Raw genomic sequence first — 16,248 nt, forward strand, 5'->3', positions numbered from 1 at the left:
GTTAGGGTCGACGACGTGGCCACCAGTCCTCCGTATCCGATACCCCCCGAGGCGCCCGCCCCGGGGGCGCTGTCCCGCGTCCGCTGGTGGCAGCGGCGCGCGATACGTGTGGCCGCGCTCGTCACCCTGCTCGCCCTCTCCGGCCTGGTGATCCTGGCCCTGGTCAGGGAGCAGACCGGCACCGAGGGCTTCCTGGTCGGGCTCGGCCTCGCGACCGTGCCCGTGCCGCTGCTCGTCGCCGCGTTCCGCTGGCTGGACCGGGTGGCGCCGGGCCCCTGGCGGAACCTCCTCTTCTCCTTCTCCTGGGGCGCCTGCGCGGCCGCGCTCATAGCGATCGTCGCGAACAGCTTCGCGATCCGCTGGATAGCAACCGCCACCGCCGACCCCAGCAGCGCCGACACCCTCGGCGCCACCGTCATCGCCCCGATCGTCGAGGAGAGCGCCAAGGCGGCGGCCGTCCTGCTCGTCTTCCTCTTCCGCAGACGCGACTTCACCGGCATCGTCGACGGCATCGTCATAGCCGGGGTGACCGCGACCGGGTTCGCGTTCACCGAGAACATCCTCTATCTGGGCAACGCCTTCGTCACCGACCAGCTGAGCCGCGAGAGCGGCCTCGCGTCGGTGACGGCCGCGACCTTCTTCGTACGCGTCGTCATGTCCCCGTTCGCGCACCCGCTGTTCACGGTCCTGACCGGCATCGGCTTCGGCATCGCCGCGCTCTCGGCCGAGCACCGGCACCTGCGCCGCGTGCTGCTCCCGCTCATCGGGCTGCTGCTCGCGATGGGTGTGCACGCGCTGTGGAACGGCTCGGCGGTCTTCGGGCAGTACGGCTTCTTCGCCGTGTACGCCCTCTTCATGCTCCCGGCGTTCGGCCTGCTGACCTGGCTGGCGATCTGGACCCGGCAGCGCGAACTGCGCATGATCCGCGCCGAGCTGCCCGTGTACGCGGCGGCGGGCTGGCTCACGCCGCCCGAGCCGTACGCGCTCGGCTCGATGCGCGCCCGCTCGGTGGCCCGCGACTACGCCTCGTACACCTGGGGAAAGGCCGCGGCCCGCACGGTCGCGGAGTACCAGATGTACGCGACGTCGCTCGCGTTCCTGCGCCACCGGGGCCGCCTCGGGCGGGCCGGTGCCGACTTCGTCGTACGCGAGCGGGAGCTCCTCGAAAAGCTCTGGGAGCGCCGCGAACCGTCCCGCCCCGCGCTGGCGTACGCGGCCGGGGCGACGGCGCCGGCCCTGCCCCCGATGCCGTACACGCCCTACCAGCCGTACCAGCCGTACGGCCACACCCCGCCCCCGTACGGGCAGCCGCAGCCCCACCCGGCGTACGGCTACCCGGCGCACAACCCCTACCGCAACATCTGACCGCCGGACGTCAGGCGGACGCCGCGGTCAGCGCCGCGACCTCCGCCTCCGTCAACTCCAGGTCGCCGACCGCGAGCAGGGCGGGCAACTGCTCCACCGTGCGCGCGGAGGCGATCGGCGCCGCCACGGTGGGCTGTGCCGCGAGCCAGGCGAGCGCCACCGTCGCGACCTGGGCGCCCCGCGCCCCGGCGATCTCGTCGAGCGCGGCGAGGACACGGTCGCCCCGCTCGCTCCCCACGTACTCCTCGACCCGGCCGCTCCGCGCGCTCTCCACCTGGGCGCCCTTGCGGTACTTGCCGGTCAGGAAGCCGGACGCGAGCGCGTAGTAGGGGACGGCGGCGAGACCGGAGCGGGAGGCGACCTCCTGGAGCGGGCCCTCGTAGGTGTCGCGGGAGACGAGGTTGTAGTGCGGCTGGAGCGCGACGTACCGCGCGAGGCCCTCGCGGTCGGAGAGGTCGAGCGACTCCTGGAGCCGCTCGGGGGTGATGTTGGAGGCCGCGATCGCCCGCACCTTGCCGGCCCGCACCAGTTCGTCGAGCACGCCGATGATCTCCTCGACGGGGAGCGACGGGTCGTCGTAGTGGGTGTAGTAGAGGTCGATGTAATCGGTGCCGAGACGGCGCAGGGAGGCGTCGACCGCGCCCTTGACGGTGGTCGCGGAGAGGCCCTTGTACTCGGGGTGCGCGCCGGCCTTCGTGGCGATGACGACGTCGGAGCGGTTGCCGCGCTCGGTCAGCCACTCGCCGATGAGGGTCTCGGACTCGCCGCCCCGGTTGCCCTCCGCCCAGGCCGAGTAGACGTCGGCGGTGTCGATGAAGTTGCCGCCGGCCGCGGTGTAGGCGTCGAGGACGGCGAAGGACGCCGTCCGGTCGGCGGTCCAGCCGAAGACGTTGCCGCCGAGGGCGAGCGGGAAGACCTCGAGGTCGGAAGAGCCAAGCGGGCGTAGAGAAGTCATATGTCCCTCAACACCGGCGGCGGAAACGGAATTCCGTTCGGCCGGACCGGCAGCCCTGGCGTCGGGGGGTTGTCGCCAGGACCGCCGGAGTCTCTCAGAAGGGGGTGGGGGCTGCGTCCCGGGGTCGGGTCAGGGGTTCAGGCCCTTGCTCTGCAGCCAGCCGAGGGGGTCGATCCCGGAGCCGCCGGGCGTGTGGACCTCCAGGTGGAGGTGGGGCCCGGTGACGTTGCCCGTCGCGCCGACGCGGCCGATGACGTCGCCCGTGCTGACCTTCTGGCCCGCGCTGACGTTGAGCGACGACTGGTGGCAGTACCAGATCTCCGTGCCGTCCTCCAGTTCGAGCACGGTGCGGTAGCCGTACGCGCCCGCCCAGCCGGCCTCCTTGACGGTGCCGGTGTGCACCGCCTTGAGCGGGGTACCGGTGGGGGCAGCGAAGTCCAGACCCGTGTGGTGCCCGGAGGACCACATGGAACCGGCGTCACCGAAGTGCGACGTGAGGGTGTACGAGGAGGTGGGGATGGCGTAGCTCTTGGCGAGCTTGGCGCGGCGCTCGGCCTCGGCCTTCGCCTTCCGGGCCTCCTCTTCCTTCTTCTTCTTGGCCGCGGCCTTGGCGTCCGCCGCCTTCTCGGCCGCCTTCTGCTGTTCGGCGGCCTCTTCGGCGGCCTTCTTGACGGCGGCCTCCTCTGCCGCGGTCCGCACGGCGGTGTCCGCCTGCTCCTGCTGGTTCTCGGCCTGCTGCATGATGCGGGCGCGCAGCGCCTCGCCCGCGTCGGTGGTGCCCTGCTCGGCGTCGGCGGTGCTGACACCGGCGGCGGTGAGCGGAGCGGCGGCCGCGGCCGTGGTGGTCTCCGGCGAGTCCTCGGACATCAGGGACCCGACGCCCGGCAGGGACTCGGCCGCCGGCAGCGAGTCGGCGACGGCGCCCACGCCCGGCAGGTCGGGCAGGGATATGGAGACCGGCGGCTTGCCGTCCTGGGCGGTGGCGATGCCGCCGGCGCCGACGGCGGCGATGACGCCCACGCCGAGCACGGTGGAGCTGCGGGCGAGCCCGCCGCCGCCCTTCTTGTGCACGCGGTGCCTGCCGCGGACGGGGCGGATGGACTCCTCGGTGGGGTTCCACTCCTCGAAGGTGTCGAGGGGGCCCTCGTCGTACGAGCCGAAGTCGTCGTCATTCGGCACGTACACGGCTCGGGGGGCAGGCCGGTTGGACGCCACTGGGGCGCGCTCCTTTCCTTCCTTCTCGCCTACCGGGTTAGCTGACGGGTTCGGAGCAGGAAGGTCTCCTACGAACACCTGGCACGGAGGCACAGCTGCCCGATTCACCCCAAGTTGGTGGTTCCCCGGCTCCCTTGCGGGATTAGGCGCGTGCGCGCGGAGCCGCCTCTAGTGACGGCTGGGACGACCGCGCTGCGTTATCGAACGTTAATAGACAGGGGGTCCGTATTCCAAGCCGTTCCGGTTGATCGTTAACGCTGATCGCGTGTACGTACCGGGACACGAGGGTGCGGACCGGGGCGAGTTGACCCCCGGCCTTCAAACACCAGAGCTTCACATTTCCTTGACAGAGTGTCAGTTGTTATGCGGAGGGGTGTACTTCAGTCACCGGCGGTGACCTCCGGATCGCCGGCGGCGGGCCGCCGCACCGCGAGCAGCGCCATGTCGTCCGTCATGGCGCCCCCGGTGTGCCGCCGCACCTCCCCCGCCAGGGCGGCGAGCAGCGCGTGCGGGCCGCCCCGGCCCGGGAAGATCCGCCCGCCGAGCCGCGCCGCGGGATCGTAGAACTCCCCCGCCGCGTCCCGCGCCTCCGACAGGCCGTCCGTGTAGAAGAGCAGCGTCGCGCCGGGCGGGAACTCCGACTCGTCCGCCCGGTCCGGCCAGACCCCCAGGTCCCCCATGCCGAGCGGCAGCGCGGGCTCGCTCGCCGACATGACGCACAGCCGCCCGTCGCCGCGCAGCAGCAACGGCGGTGGGTGCCCGCGGTTGATCAGGCGTACGGAGCCCTCGCCGTGCCGGATCTCCGCGAGGACGGCGGTGGTGAACCCCTCGAACGCGTCCAACCCGTCGCGCCGGGTGCCCTCACGCGCCAGCGCCCGCTCCAGGCGCTGCGCCACCGCCTCCAGGGTGGCCTCCTGCTCGGCGGCCTCCCGGAAGGCGCCGATGACGACGGCGACCGCCGCGACCGCGCCCATGCCCTTGCCGCGTACGTCGCCGACGATGAGCCGCACGCCGTGCGGGGTGTCCTGCACGGCGTACAGATCGCCCCCGATGAACGCGTCGGCCTGCGCGGCCTCGTACCGTGCCGCGATGTCGAGCCCGCCGATGCGCGGGTCCGGCGCGGGCAGCACGGCGCGCTGGGTGGCCTCGGAGATGGAGCGGGCGATGGCGAGCCGGTCGTTGCCGCGGCGCACGACACGGTTGATCACGATCGCGAGGGCGGCGACGGTCGCCACGGTGACCACTTCGGTGACGGCCTCGACGTGGCTGCTGACGCGGTTGCCGTAGTGCAGGAAGTAGTGCAGGAAGAGGACGGCGCCCGTGGCCGCCGCGCCGGTCAGGACGGTGCTGAGCAGCGAGTAGAAGGGAGCGGCGATCAGCGGGGCCGCCGTGAAGAGCGGGGCGGCGGTGAACTCCGGCGGGGTCGACACGTCGTAGGCGACACCGACGATGAGCAGCAGGAGGGGCAGGACCCGCACGAAGGCGCGCTCGGTACCGGTGGCACCCCTGGCCTCCCTGGCCCCTCTGACCCCCCTGGCCCCTCTGCCGTCGGGTACTCCTCGCTGCCCCACCGCTTGTCTCCCGCCGACTCCGCGCCCATGACCGCGCTCCACCCAGGGTTCCCGCAGCGGGAGGAGGGTGCGACCTGGTGTGGGCCGAGCGGGTTACGGGCCCGGAAAACACCTGAGGCCGGGAAGCTGATGCTTCCCGGCCTCAGGCCTTCAGTAGCGGGGACAGGATTTGAACCTGCGACCTCTGGGTTATGAGCCCAGCGAGCTACCGAGCTGCTCCACCCCGCGTCGGTAAACCCAACAGTACGCCATCCGGAGGGGTGCGTCGAACCACTTGACTCAGGGTGGTCCTGCGCTCGAGCAGCCCGGAGGGGCACCGACCCCGGCGGTATGTTCGAGCCTCCACGGTCGATCCACGCTCCACGACGCCTTCTCCAGTGACCGGTTGCACCGAACGCTTACTGCCTCTTTCCCACCGGGAGTGACCAAGCAATGTCAACCATCACCAAGCTCAGCGAGCTGAGCGGCGAGTACGTCCTCGACACCGCCCGCACCCGCATCGGCTTCGTCGCCCGGCACTCGGTCGGACCCCAGGTCCGTGGGCACTTCGAGGAGTTCGAGGGCAGTGCGCAGCTCGACGGCGACGATCCCTCGAAGTCCGCCATCCGGCTCACGATCCGGTCGAAAAGCCTGCAGAGCCACAACAAGTTCCGCGACGACCCGGTGCGCGCCAAGTTCCTGGACGCGGAGAACCACCCCGTCATCACCTTCGCGTCCACCGAGGTGGAGCAGATAGACGGAACCACCTTCAAGGTGACCGGCGACCTGACCCTGCGCGGCACGACCAGGCCGCTCACCCTGACCGTCGAGACGACCGGCGGCGAGAACGACGCACAGGGCGACCTGCGCGTCGGCTTCAAGGGCAGCGTCCTGATCAACCGCAAGGACTGGGGCGCGACCGCGAACGCCGCGGACGTACTCTTCGTCAGCCCGAAGGTGACGGTCGAATTCGAAATCGCGGCACTCCGCCGCCCCTGACCCCCCGCAACACACCGAAAGCCCAGCTCGGAGACGACTCCGAACTGGGCTTTCTCTGTAGACCGTGTGGGACTCGAACCCACAACCAATGGATTAAAAGTCCACTGCTCTGCCAATTGAGCTAACGGTCCTCGTCGGTGCACCCCCGAGCATAGCGGGAGGGGGCCCGTCATCCGATCGGGTATCGCCGTCGAGGACCGGTGCTGTTGCGGAACGGGAGGTTCCGCGGGGCTGTGGAAGCCTTCCGCGGCAGCCTCCCGCCGCGTGTCAGATCGACACGCCCAGCCTCACCACATCCTGCTCGCTGAGCACTCCCGCGTAGGCGTGCACGTCGTCCACGGCCCCGTGCAGGTACTCGCTCCGGCCGTCCGCCGTCGTGGCCCGGCCGACCTGCAGCCCGGCCTCGGCCCGCCACGCGTGGTGGAACGGCGCACGGGCCATCGGTGTGCCGTCGACGTACAGCAGCACCTCGTCGGCCCCGTCGTCGTACACCACCGCCAGGTGGTGCGGGTCACCCGGCGAGGCCCAGCTGTTGTCCGCCTTGAGCGTCGTCGTCTCCGCTCCCGCCCGGTCCTCGTGAGCCAGGGTCAGCTCCCATATCTGCCGCTGCGGCGTGTACCTCAGGGTGGCGAGGTCGTTGTGCTCGCCCGGCAGGGACAGGACCGTCATCGTCCGGTCCGCAGCGGCCGGGTCGATCCGCACATGTGCGGCCAGCGAGAAACTGTCGCCGGTGTCCACGACCGGGGCGCCGGTCGCGGCGAAGTCGCCGTCGCCGTCCAGGAGGAGCTCCCCCTCGCCCACCATCGCCGGGTCCCCCGGACCGCACTCGGGGTCCATGGCCGGGTCACAGGACTGGTCGTCGCGGCGGATCTTCGCATCACCGCCCAGCTTCAACGGCTGTCCGCCGCCCTCCTCGGGGCTCGCTCCCCCGGACGCCTCGTCGAGCTGCCAGCGCCCCGCACGCACGGCCGCGCGCTCCGCGAGGTCCGCCGCTTCCGCCGGGACGACGACCCGGTTCCACGCGCGTACGTCGGCGATCCGGCCGGCCCAGTTCCCGCCCTGCCCGGACACGCCGAAGGGCCCGCACGACGCGTACGTCGTGCGGGCCCTTCGGTTCAGACGGACCTGATTACAGGTGCTGACTGACGATCAGCCGTTGCGCTTCCAGCGCGGCTTGTCGTCGCGGCGGCCGAACGAACCCGTGCCGGAGCCGGAGCGGTCGTCGCGGCGGTTGTACGACGGGCGGTCGTGGCCGCCGGAGCGGAAGCCGCCCGAGCCGCCGGCGGGGCGGTCGTCGCGACGGTCGCGGTTGAACGGACGGTCGCTGCCGCGGTGGCCGCCGGCCGGACGGTCGTCACGGCGGAAGCCGCCGCCACGGTTGTCGTCACGACGGTCGCGGTTGAAGCCACCGCCACGGTTGTCGTCACGACGGTCGCGGTTGAAGCCGCCAGCGCGGTTGTCGTCGCGGCGCTCGAACGAACGGCCACCACGGTCGCCACCGGACGGACGGTCGTCGCGACGGAAGCCGCCACCACGGTTGTCATCGCGGCGGTCGCGGTTGAAGCCGCCGCCACGGTTGTCGTCGCGGCGCTCGAACGAACGGCCACCACGGTCGCCACCGGACGGACGGTCGTCGCGACGGAAGCCGCCACCACGGTTGTCATCACGACGGTCGCGGTTGAAGCCGCCACCGCGGTTGTCGTCACGACGGTCACGGTTGAAGCCACCGCTGCGGTTGTCGCGGCGCTCGTAGTTGCCGCGCTCGTCACGCTGCGGACGGCGGTCGTACGAGGAGGAACGCTCCTCGCGGACCGGGCGCTCGGAGGCGACGGGCTGCTCGGGGACCGACACGGCGGCCTCCACGACGGCCTCGGCGGCGGCAGCGGCCTCGGCGATCGCCGTCTCCGGGTCCTCGCCGCGCTCGCGGGCGGCACGCGCGGTGAGGCGGTCGGCCTCCTCGCGCAGCTCGGCGGCGCGGCGCGTGGCGCGCTCCAGCTCCTTGGTGAGCTCCTTGACCTCACGCTCGGCCTGGGTCGCGGCGTTGCCCGCGGAGTCGGCCTGCACCTCGGTCATGGAGCGGGCGCCGGTGATCTCGGCGACCTCCGGGTCGAAGGTGCCGCCGCCGTTGATGATGTGGCGCGTGGCGTCGACGCCCGCGTCCTCCATCAGGCGGAAGATCTGGCGGCGCTGGTGCGGGAGCGAGAGGGAGACGACCGTGCCGCTGCGGCCGGCGCGGGCCGTACGGCCCGAGCGGTGCAGGTAGTCCTTGTGGTCACCGGCCGGGTCCACGTTCAGGACCAGGTCGATGCCGTCGACGTGGATGCCGCGGGCGGCGACGTCGGTGGCTACGAGGGCGTTGACGTAGCCCTTCTTGAAGTCCTCCAGGACGCGCGTACGAGCGCCCTGCGTCATGCCGCCGTGCAGCGCGTCGGCCTTCACACCGGAGTCGCAGAGCTGCTCGGCGATGCGGTCGGCGCCCAGCTGGGTGCGGACGAAGATGATCGTGCGGCCCTTGCGGGCGGCGATGGCGGCCGTGACGGGCGCCTTGTCGCGGGGCTTCACGATGAGGATGTGGTGCGTCATGGTCGTGACGTTGCCCTGGGCGCTGTCGACCTCGTGCGTCACCGGGTTGGTCAGGTAGCGCTTGACCAGCGTGGAGATCTCGTTCTCCATCGTGGCCGAGAACAGCATGCGCTGGCCGCCGGACGGGACCTGGTCGAGCAGCTCGGTGACCTCGGGCAGGAAGCCCAGGTCGGACATCTGGTCGGCCTCGTCGAGCACCGCGATCTGGGTGTTCTCCAGCGAGCAGGCGCCGCGGCTGATGATGTCGCGCAGGCGGCCCGGCGTGGCGACGAGGATGTCGACGCCGCGCTCCAGGGCGTAGATCTGGTTGCCCATCGACGTACCGCCGCAGACGACCTTCATCTTGAGGCCGAGCACGTCGCCGTAGGGCTGGAGGGCGTCCGCGACCTGCATCGCGAGCTCGCGGGTCGGGGTGAGGATGACGCCGCGGGGCTTCTTCTTCTCGGTGCGGCCGCCCTCGGCGAGGGTCGCCAGCATCGGCAGGCCGAAGGAGAGGGTCTTGCCGGAGCCGGTGCGGCCGCGGCCCAGGATGTCCTTGCCGGCCAGGGCGTCCGGGATGGTCGCGGCCTGGATCGGGAAGGGCGTGGTGACGCCGTTCTGCGCGAGCTTGCGGACGATGCCCTCGGGCAGACCGAGGTCGGCGAAGGTCATCTCGGGCTCGGCGTCGGCGTCGGCCTGGGAGACGTCCGAGACCTCGGAGGCGTCGGCCTGGGGGGCCTCGGGGGTGACCTCGGTGATGTCCTGGGCCTCGGCGGACTCGACGATCTCGGCGGCGGCCACTACGGCCGCGTCGTTCTCGACGATCTCGTTCTCGGGCAGGACGGCGTGGTCAGAACTGAAAATGGACATGCGAAATGCGAAACCTTCCGGAGTCTCGGCACGCGCCCGTCAACTCCGTGATTTCGCAATGGACCGCCTCGATGCGGTCAGCCACGGCAAGGGAGAGTACGCGCCACGCGGCGCTCTTCTGTGTCGGCGCCGGGCAAATGGGATCAAACGATCTACCACCATACGCACCCCCCACCCCATATGGCAAACCGCCCCCGTGAAACCCCCTCTCACCTGCACATTCGTCAGTGAGGACCCGCTTGGGGCGACGGCTCACGCTCCGCGATCTCCACGTTCCGCCGCTGGAGCTGTGCCCCCTGCCCCGACCCCTCCGAGGACGACGGCTCCGGAGTGGTCGGATCCGGCGTCGGGGTGGGCGTGGGCTTCGGTGGATCCGGTGTCGCGCTGCTGCGCGTCGGGGTCGGCTTCGGCCGGGTCGGGGTCGGCTGCCCCGGCCTGCCCGGCTTGGGCGGCCGCTCGGTGGCCGCCGCCGAGGAGGTCTCCGAGGGCTCCGCGGCCCCCGCCCCGGCCCGGTCCTCGTGCGAGGACCCGCCCTTGCCCTTCTTCTTGCCCTTGTGCCGCCCGCGGCCCGGCCCGTCCTCGTCCCCGGAGGCCGCGTCACCGCCCTTCGTCACGGGGTCGCCGTCGGGCGCGGCCGCCCCACTGCGCTGCCCCGCGGAACGGTCGGGCGCCGGAGCGTTCCCGTCGTCACCGATGCTCATGCAGCCCGCGGTCGCCGCTACGGCCACCGCGACAGCGGCCCAACGGACGGGAACGTACAACTGGCGCACGGCCGAGCACCTCCTGAGGCGCGAGAGCCTGTGTCGTAACCCCGGCCGGGCGGCGACCACCCGGCCGGGGTCATGACACAGGCTCTGGGAATCGAGACGCCCTGCCCAACTCCCGCGGCCCGCAAGAGGACACGGACCGCCACCCCGGTCCGCCGGGCTCCGCACACGCACACGCACTCGCACACGCACACCAGGGCGGGTGCCCGGCGCTCACCCGTACCCGAGCGCGTGCAGGCGGGCGTCGTCGATGCCGAAGTGGTGGGCCACCTCGTGCACCACGGTGATCTCCGTCTCCTCGACCACCTCCTCGCGCGACCCGCACATCCGCAGCGTCGGCCCCCGGTAGATCGTGATGCGGTCCGGCAGCACCCCGGCGTACCACTCGCCGCGGTCGGTCAGCGGAGTCCCCTCGTACAACCCGAGCAGCTCGGGGTCGTCGGCCGGCGGCTCGTCCTCGACGAACACCGCCACGTTGTCCATCAGGCGTGTCAACTCCGGTGGAATCCGGTCGAGAGCCTCGCCGACCAGTTCCTCGAACTCCTCGCGCGTCATCTCCAGCACACCCCCATTGTCGGCCACGCCGCCTCCGCCGTCCCGGCATACCCGTGCCCGCACTTGGGCATAGGGGACCAATGGCACGCGGCTTCACAGTCGTTCTCCAGGGCGTACGACGGGCGGGTGGCGCCCTCGTCGGCCACTACCGCGCCCGTCGCACCCACCCCACGACCGAGCTGATCAGTCCCCCGCACCCCTATGCCCGCGCGCTGGGCCTGATCACCGTCGTCGTCCTCGGCGCGTGGCTCGGCCTGCTCATCGTGGGCAGCGTGCGCGCGCCCGTCGGACCGATGGACACCCGCATGACGCTCCGCCCGTCCGTGTCCGGCGGCACGAAGATCAACGTCTCGCCGCTCGGCGCCCTGGAGCTCCGCTCCCACGTGGCGCCCATCCGCCTGGACGTCGACGTGGACCGCCTGGATCCGGTACGCGCCCAGGCCCTCGTCGACCACCCGGAACGGCTCTCCGGCCTCCAGGACGAGGTCACGGACGACGTCGGCCACGGCACGCTCGACCTCGCCGTACGCTCCTGCGTCGCCGTCGTCTCGGGCGCCACGGCCCTCGGCCTCGCCGTCTACCGCCGCCCGCGCCGCGCGCTCGCCGCGGGCGGTCTGGCCCTCGCGCTGCTCGCCGCGTCGGGAGCGGCCGCGTACGCCACCTGGAACCCGAAATCCGTCCTGGAGCCGAAATTCTCAGGACTGCTCAGCAGCGCCCCCTCCGTCGTCGGCAACGCCCGCAGCATCGTGAGCGAATTCGACGTCTACCAGCAGGAGTTAGCGCGCCTGGTCACCAACGTCACCAAGCTGTACGACGTGACGTCCACGCTCCCCGCGTACCAGCCGGACCCCACCACCATGCGGGTCCTGCACGTCTCGGACATCCACCTGAACCCGGCGAGCTGGAAGATCATTTCTTCCCTGGTGACGCAGTACGACATCGACGTCATCGTCGACTCGGGCGACACCATGGACCACGGCTCGGCCACCGAGAACGGCTTCCTCGACCCCATCGAGGACCTCGGCGCGCCCTACGTGTGGGTACGCGGCAACCACGACTCGCTCACCACCCAGCGCTATCTGGAGCGCTTCAAGAACGTCCACGTCCTCGACGAGGGCCGCGCCGTGACCGTCGCCGGCCTGCGCTTCGCCGGCATCGGCGACCCGCAGTACACCCCCGACCGCTCGGAGAAGCCCGAGGGCGACTCGGTGGAGCACATGGCGGGCATACGTCTCGCCTCCGCCCTGCGCGCCGAACGGGCGGCCGGCACTCCGGTCGACGTGGCCGTCGCGCACAACCCGACGGCGGCGCGCGAGACGGACGGCGAGGTCCCGCTGGTCCTCGCGGGCCATGTCCACCACCAGGAGATGGAGGTCATGGACGGGGGCACGCGGCTGCGCATCGAGGGGTCGACGGGCGGCAGCGGGCTGCGCGCGGTCGAGGGCAAGTACCCCGACCCCGTCGAGGCGTCCGTCCTCTACCTGGACCGTACGACCAAGCGGCTGCAGGCCTGGGACGAGATCAAACTGGGTGGCCTGGGCCTCACGAAGGCCGAGGTCAGCCGCCACCTCCCCAAGGAGAACCGCCCCGGCGCACCCTCCTCGCCGACCGCTCCGAGCCCCTCGGACTAAACCGTTTTGGCGATAGCTCCCCGCATCCCATATGCTTCTCACGTCCCCGACGCGCTGCAAAGCGCCCAGGTGGGCCCTTAGCCCTCATCGTCTAGTGGCCCAGGACGCCGCCCTTTCAAGGCGGTAGCACGGGTTCGAATCCCGTTGGGGGCACGCAACACCTTGTGCGAGACTAGTGCTCGCACAACGCTTGGTCCTGTGGAGCAGTTTGGAGTGCTCGCCACCCTGTCAAGGTGGAGGCCGCGGGTTCAAATCCCGTCAGGACCGCTTGCGATTCCACGCGGATCGCGTGGCTGGGTAGCTCAGTTGGTACGAGCGATCGCCTGAAAAGCGATAGGTCGCCGGTTCGATCCCGGCCCCAGCCACCTCTCCCAGAAGCCCCGCCTCTCCGGCGGGGCTTCTGCCGTTTCCGGCCCCTGCGATGCCCTGCCGGGGCAGGACCCCAACCCCGCCGCTCCGCGGCGGATGCTCCCCACCCACCCACCCGTTTACCCCGCGACGTCCTGCGGGGGTAGGGGCCGGGTGGGTGGGTCTGTCCTGCGCCGTCCTGCGGGGGTAGGGGCGCCGAGCCCGCCGCTTCGCGGCGGATGTTTCCCACCCACCCACCCGTTCGCCCTGCGACGTCCAGCGGGAGTATGGGCGGGTGGGTGGGGGTTGCCCTGCGACGCAGCTGCCACCAGGGGGGCAAAGGCGAGGTACGCCCGAGGAACCCCCACCGGGGCGCAGGCGCACGCACGCCCGAGGGGACGTGGGGGTATGTGCGAACGGAGCACCGAGCACACTCTGGCGCCTTTGGACTTGAGGCGCGGCGCAGGGATGGCGAGTACGCACATACCCCCGCGGCCCCGCCCCACGGGCGGACGAAGGGCGCAAACCCGCACACAAGCGGACGTAAAGCGCTACCCCGCGTGAGCGGGAGTCGAGGCGCGGCCCCCCGGGTGGCGATGGCGCCAGATCCAGAAGACCGCGCTGGAGAGCAGCGCCCACGCCCCCAGAACCAGGAACGGAAACGCGTGCTGGTGGCCGCCGAAGTACACCGCCGTGTGCTGCGCGTTGACCGACGCCCCCGGCGGCAGCCACTGCCCGATGTGCCCGAGCACCGAGGGAAGCAGCGGCCAGGACACCGCGCCGCCGGACGACGGATTGCCGAGGAGCACCATCAGGCCCCACGTCGGCAGCATCGCCCACCGCCCGAACATCGTGTTGAACATCGAGAAGACCATCCCCGACGCGAACATCGTCAGCGCCAGGATCAGCCACGACTCCACGAAGGGCAGCCGCACCGCCCCCAGCCACCAGTCCACGACCGCCGCGATGACGAACGCGCCCAGGAGGGCGTACAGCGCCGTGAACCCGATCCGCTCCGCCGGATTCAGCCCGCGCGCGTGCACGCTCAGCTGAATGGCCCCCACGAAGCCGATGATCACGGCCGCCAGCGAGATGTAGAAGATGGCGAGCCCCCGCGGGTCGCCTTCCTGGAGCGGCTTGATGTCCTTCACGGCCACCGGCACCCCGACCTTCTCGCCCACCTTGGGCGCGGTCTCCGCGAGCACCTGTGCGACGGACGCGCCGGACGCCCCGGAGACGTCCAGCGTCACCTTGTCCCCGCCGCGGGCCACGTCGAGGACCGCGAAGACCTTCTGTTCCTCCACGTCCCGCAGCGCCGCCGCCCGGCTGTCGTACCGGCGTACCTCCAGCGAGGCGTTCAGCGCCTTCTCCATGCCGTCGAGGAACGCCTTGCCCCGCGTCGCGTCCCGCGCGTCGACCACCGCGGTGGGGATGTGGTGCGGAGTCGGGTTCGCCATGGAGTACGTGTACGACCCGGCGAAGAGCCCGGCCGCGGCCGCCAGGATGAACACCAGCACGATCGCCGGCAGGAAGGGCGACCGCTTGAACGCGTCCCACCGCTCGCTCCGGGTGGGAACACGCCCGTGCGCACCGTGTTGATGCTGCTCCTGTTGGTTCGGCTCGCGGTCAGGCGTGTAAGGCGTATCAGCCGTATCAGGCGTATCAGGCATACGAACACGCTAAACCCAAAGCCCCATAAGCAGCCTTCTCACCCAGCAGGCCACGCATCCGGCCAAACGCGCTAAACGGACTTGGCGCGCCTCCGCCACCCGCGCACCCCGAGCACCACACCCACCACCACGACGACACCGGCCAGCAGCACCGCGTCCGGCACCGCGCGGCCGATCCCGCCCGCCCACTGCTCCACGGCGAACGAGTCGTCCACGTCCAGCAGGCCGGGCAGCGCGGTCGTCCCGTCGTAGGCGAGGAACAGCGCCCCGAGCGCGACGAAGAACAGCCCGGACAGCAGCGACGTCGTGTGCAGCTCGAACCGGCCGATGCGGAACGTCCGGCCCCGCAGCCACCTGCGCCGTCCCAGGTCGAACCGCTCCCAGAGCAGCGCGAGCAGGAAGAGCGGCACGGCCATCCCCAGTGCGTACACGGCGAGCAGCAGCCCTCCGTAGACCGGGCTTCCGCTCACCGCCGCCACCGTCAGGACGCTGCCGAGGATCGGCCCGGCGCAGAACCCGGCGAGCCCGTACACCGCCCCCAGCGCGTACACGGAGAACGCGGTGGTCGGCCGGATCCGGCCCGAGAGCTCCGCCATCCTCCGCGACGCGAAGCCCATGCCGAGGATCTGGAGCACGCCGAGCCCGATGATCAGCCATCCTGCGGCGAGCACGAGCTGGTCGCGGTGGCCGAAGAAGAACCGTCCGGCGTACGAGCCGGCCGCGCCGAGCGGCACCAGTGTCGTCGCGAGCCCGGCGTAGAAGATGCCGGTCCGCGCGACGAGGCGCGAGGCGGAGTCGATGGAGTAGGCGAAGAAGGCGGGGAGCAGCAGTGCGCTGCACGGGCTGACCAGGGCGAGCAGCCCGCCCAGGAACGCGGCGAAGTACCCGGCGTCGGCGGTCACTCGGAGCCACCCTTGCCCGCGGCGGCCCCGCCCTTCGGCTGCTTGGCCGGTGACTTGCCCGCCGATTTGGCCGCCGATTTGGCCGCCGCCTCGATCGCCTGGTCGAAGACCTGGTCCGCCTGGGCGCCCGAGATGGGCCGCCCGTTGATGAGGAAGGACGGCGTCGAGGCGGCGCCCAGTCCGTACGCCTCCTCCTGGTCCTTCTTCACCGCGGCCGCGGCGGCGTCGCTGTCCAGGTCCTTCACGAACCGGTCGACGTCCTTGACCCCGGCCTCCCGCGCCAGTTCCTTCAGCCGCCCTTCGCCGAAGCCCTTCTCCTTGGACCCCTCGGCGTACGCGGCCTCGTGGAACTGCCAGAAGCGGCCCTGGCGCCCCGCCGCCCACGCGCCGCGCGCGGCCCGCTCGGAGTCCTCGCCGAAGATCGGGAAGTTGCGCCATTCGATGCGCAGGGTGCCCTCGTCGACGTACTTCTTCACGAGGCCGGGCTCGGTGTCGCGGGCGAACTTGCCGCAGAAGCCGCACTTGAAGTCGGCGTACTCCACCATCACGACGGGCGCGTCGGCGCGCCCCTGCGCGAGCGGGTCCTCGGCGTCGCGCCGCGCGAGCTTCTCCAGCTCGGGGTAGACGCCCTCCTGCGGGTCGGCGGAGACGTCGGCGGCGGCCTCCTCCTTGACGGAGCCGCTGCCGGAGGTGCCGGAGTCCTCCGGCTTGGTCGCGGTGTACGAGGCGACGCCGAGCAGCACGGCGGCCACGACGACGCCCGCGCCGATGGCGATGTTCCGGCTCTTGCCGCTCTGGCTCTTGCCGCTCTGGGTCTTCTTGCTGCCGTTCTCGGGCATGGGTGTGCTCTCTCTTGTCC

General features: G+C 71.5%; 13 protein-coding genes, 5 tRNA genes and 1 riboswitch. Of the genes, 6 read left to right on the top strand and 12 right to left on the bottom strand.

Going from position 1 to position 16,248, the window contains the following annotated elements:
- The first annotated feature begins 15 nt into the window (after positions 1 to 15).
- The gene (locus ACH4D5_RS12885) at positions 16 to 1,365 is read left to right on the top strand and encodes a PrsW family intramembrane metalloprotease (RefSeq protein ID WP_398301497.1); all 1,350 of its coding nucleotides are present in this window, start codon (positions 16 to 18) and stop codon (positions 1,363 to 1,365) included.
- 10 nt (positions 1,366 to 1,375) lie between these two features.
- On the opposite strand, the gene ACH4D5_RS12890 is transcribed toward ACH4D5_RS12885, so the two are convergent.
- From ACH4D5_RS12890 to ACH4D5_RS12905, 4 genes are all read right to left on the bottom strand, one after another.
- Complete coding sequence (locus tag ACH4D5_RS12890) at positions 1,376 to 2,320, bottom strand: aldo/keto reductase (RefSeq protein WP_398301499.1); 945 nt, start codon at positions 2,318 to 2,320, stop codon at positions 1,376 to 1,378.
- A gap of 129 nt (positions 2,321 to 2,449) precedes the next feature.
- Positions 2,450 to 3,535 (bottom strand): M23 family metallopeptidase, encoded by a 1,086-nt coding sequence (locus tag ACH4D5_RS12895; protein ID WP_398301500.1) that lies wholly within the window; start codon positions 3,533 to 3,535, stop codon positions 2,450 to 2,452.
- An 11-nt stretch (positions 3,536 to 3,546) separates the two neighbouring features.
- Positions 3,547 to 3,694, bottom strand: a riboswitch (cyclic di-AMP (ydaO/yuaA leader).
- A 221-nt stretch (positions 3,695 to 3,915) separates the two neighbouring features.
- Complete coding sequence (locus ACH4D5_RS12900; RefSeq protein WP_398301502.1) at positions 3,916 to 5,148, bottom strand: PP2C family protein-serine/threonine phosphatase; 1,233 nt, start codon at positions 5,146 to 5,148, stop codon at positions 3,916 to 3,918.
- Between the two features lie 112 nt (positions 5,149 to 5,260).
- Positions 5,261 to 5,334 (bottom strand) — tRNA-Met (locus ACH4D5_RS12905).
- Between the two features lie 204 nt (positions 5,335 to 5,538).
- On the opposite strand from ACH4D5_RS12905, the gene ACH4D5_RS12910 reads away from it, so the two are divergent.
- The gene (locus tag ACH4D5_RS12910; protein ID WP_398301504.1) at positions 5,539 to 6,084 is read left to right on the top strand and encodes a YceI family protein; all 546 of its coding nucleotides are present in this window, start codon (positions 5,539 to 5,541) and stop codon (positions 6,082 to 6,084) included.
- Positions 6,085 to 6,142: 58 nt separating this feature from the next.
- Here the strand turns inward: ACH4D5_RS12910 and ACH4D5_RS12915 are convergent.
- The 5 genes from ACH4D5_RS12915 to ACH4D5_RS12935 form a co-directional block, all read right to left on the bottom strand.
- Positions 6,143 to 6,215, bottom strand: a tRNA-Lys gene (locus ACH4D5_RS12915).
- A 136-nt stretch (positions 6,216 to 6,351) separates the two neighbouring features.
- Positions 6,352 to 7,155: a LamG domain-containing protein gene (locus ACH4D5_RS12920; RefSeq protein ID WP_398301506.1), complete on the bottom strand. Its 804-nt coding sequence runs from the start codon at positions 7,153 to 7,155 to the stop codon at positions 6,352 to 6,354.
- Positions 7,156 to 7,233: 78 nt separating this feature from the next.
- Complete coding sequence (locus ACH4D5_RS12925) at positions 7,234 to 9,516, bottom strand: DEAD/DEAH box helicase (protein ID WP_398301508.1); 2,283 nt, start codon at positions 9,514 to 9,516, stop codon at positions 7,234 to 7,236.
- A 224-nt stretch (positions 9,517 to 9,740) separates the two neighbouring features.
- Entirely contained in the window at positions 9,741 to 10,217 is a 477-nt protein-coding gene (locus ACH4D5_RS12930; protein ID WP_398301510.1) for a hypothetical protein, read from the bottom strand.
- A 279-nt stretch (positions 10,218 to 10,496) separates the two neighbouring features.
- On the bottom strand, positions 10,497 to 10,847 hold the full coding sequence (locus tag ACH4D5_RS12935) for a metallopeptidase family protein (RefSeq protein ID WP_398302588.1): 351 nt from the start codon (positions 10,845 to 10,847) through the stop codon (positions 10,497 to 10,499).
- Positions 10,848 to 10,918: 71 nt separating this feature from the next.
- Here ACH4D5_RS12935 and ACH4D5_RS12940 point away from each other — a divergent pair, with 71 nt between their 5' ends.
- The 4 genes from ACH4D5_RS12940 to ACH4D5_RS12955 all read left to right on the top strand — a co-directional run bounded on the left by ACH4D5_RS12940 (position 10,919) and on the right by ACH4D5_RS12955 (position 12,834).
- The gene (locus ACH4D5_RS12940; RefSeq protein ID WP_398301512.1) at positions 10,919 to 12,469 is read left to right on the top strand and encodes a metallophosphoesterase; all 1,551 of its coding nucleotides are present in this window, start codon (positions 10,919 to 10,921) and stop codon (positions 12,467 to 12,469) included.
- 80 nt (positions 12,470 to 12,549) lie between these two features.
- Positions 12,550 to 12,622, top strand: a tRNA-Glu gene (locus ACH4D5_RS12945).
- Between the two features lie 39 nt (positions 12,623 to 12,661).
- A tRNA-Asp gene (locus ACH4D5_RS12950) sits at positions 12,662 to 12,736 on the top strand.
- Positions 12,737 to 12,760: 24 nt separating this feature from the next.
- Positions 12,761 to 12,834, top strand: a tRNA-Phe gene (locus ACH4D5_RS12955).
- A gap of 534 nt (positions 12,835 to 13,368) precedes the next feature.
- Here ACH4D5_RS12955 and ACH4D5_RS12960 read toward each other — a convergent pair.
- The 3 genes from ACH4D5_RS12960 to ACH4D5_RS12970 form a co-directional block, all read right to left on the bottom strand.
- Positions 13,369 to 14,487 (bottom strand): ABC transporter permease, encoded by a 1,119-nt coding sequence (locus tag ACH4D5_RS12960; RefSeq protein ID WP_398301514.1) that lies wholly within the window; start codon positions 14,485 to 14,487, stop codon positions 13,369 to 13,371.
- A 71-nt stretch (positions 14,488 to 14,558) separates the two neighbouring features.
- Positions 14,559 to 15,389: a cytochrome c biogenesis CcdA family protein gene (locus ACH4D5_RS12965; RefSeq protein ID WP_398301516.1), complete on the bottom strand. Its 831-nt coding sequence runs from the start codon at positions 15,387 to 15,389 to the stop codon at positions 14,559 to 14,561.
- Complete coding sequence (locus ACH4D5_RS12970; protein WP_398301518.1) at positions 15,386 to 16,228, bottom strand: DsbA family protein; 843 nt, start codon at positions 16,226 to 16,228, stop codon at positions 15,386 to 15,388. Before ACH4D5_RS12970 ends, ACH4D5_RS12965 begins: the two co-directional genes overlap by 4 nt.
- Positions 16,229 to 16,248 lie beyond the last annotated feature (20 nt).

The sequence above is a fragment of the Streptomyces sp. NPDC018029 genome (assembly GCF_044327655.1).
In the GTDB taxonomy this organism is placed as follows: domain Bacteria; phylum Actinomycetota; class Actinomycetes; order Streptomycetales; family Streptomycetaceae; genus Streptomyces.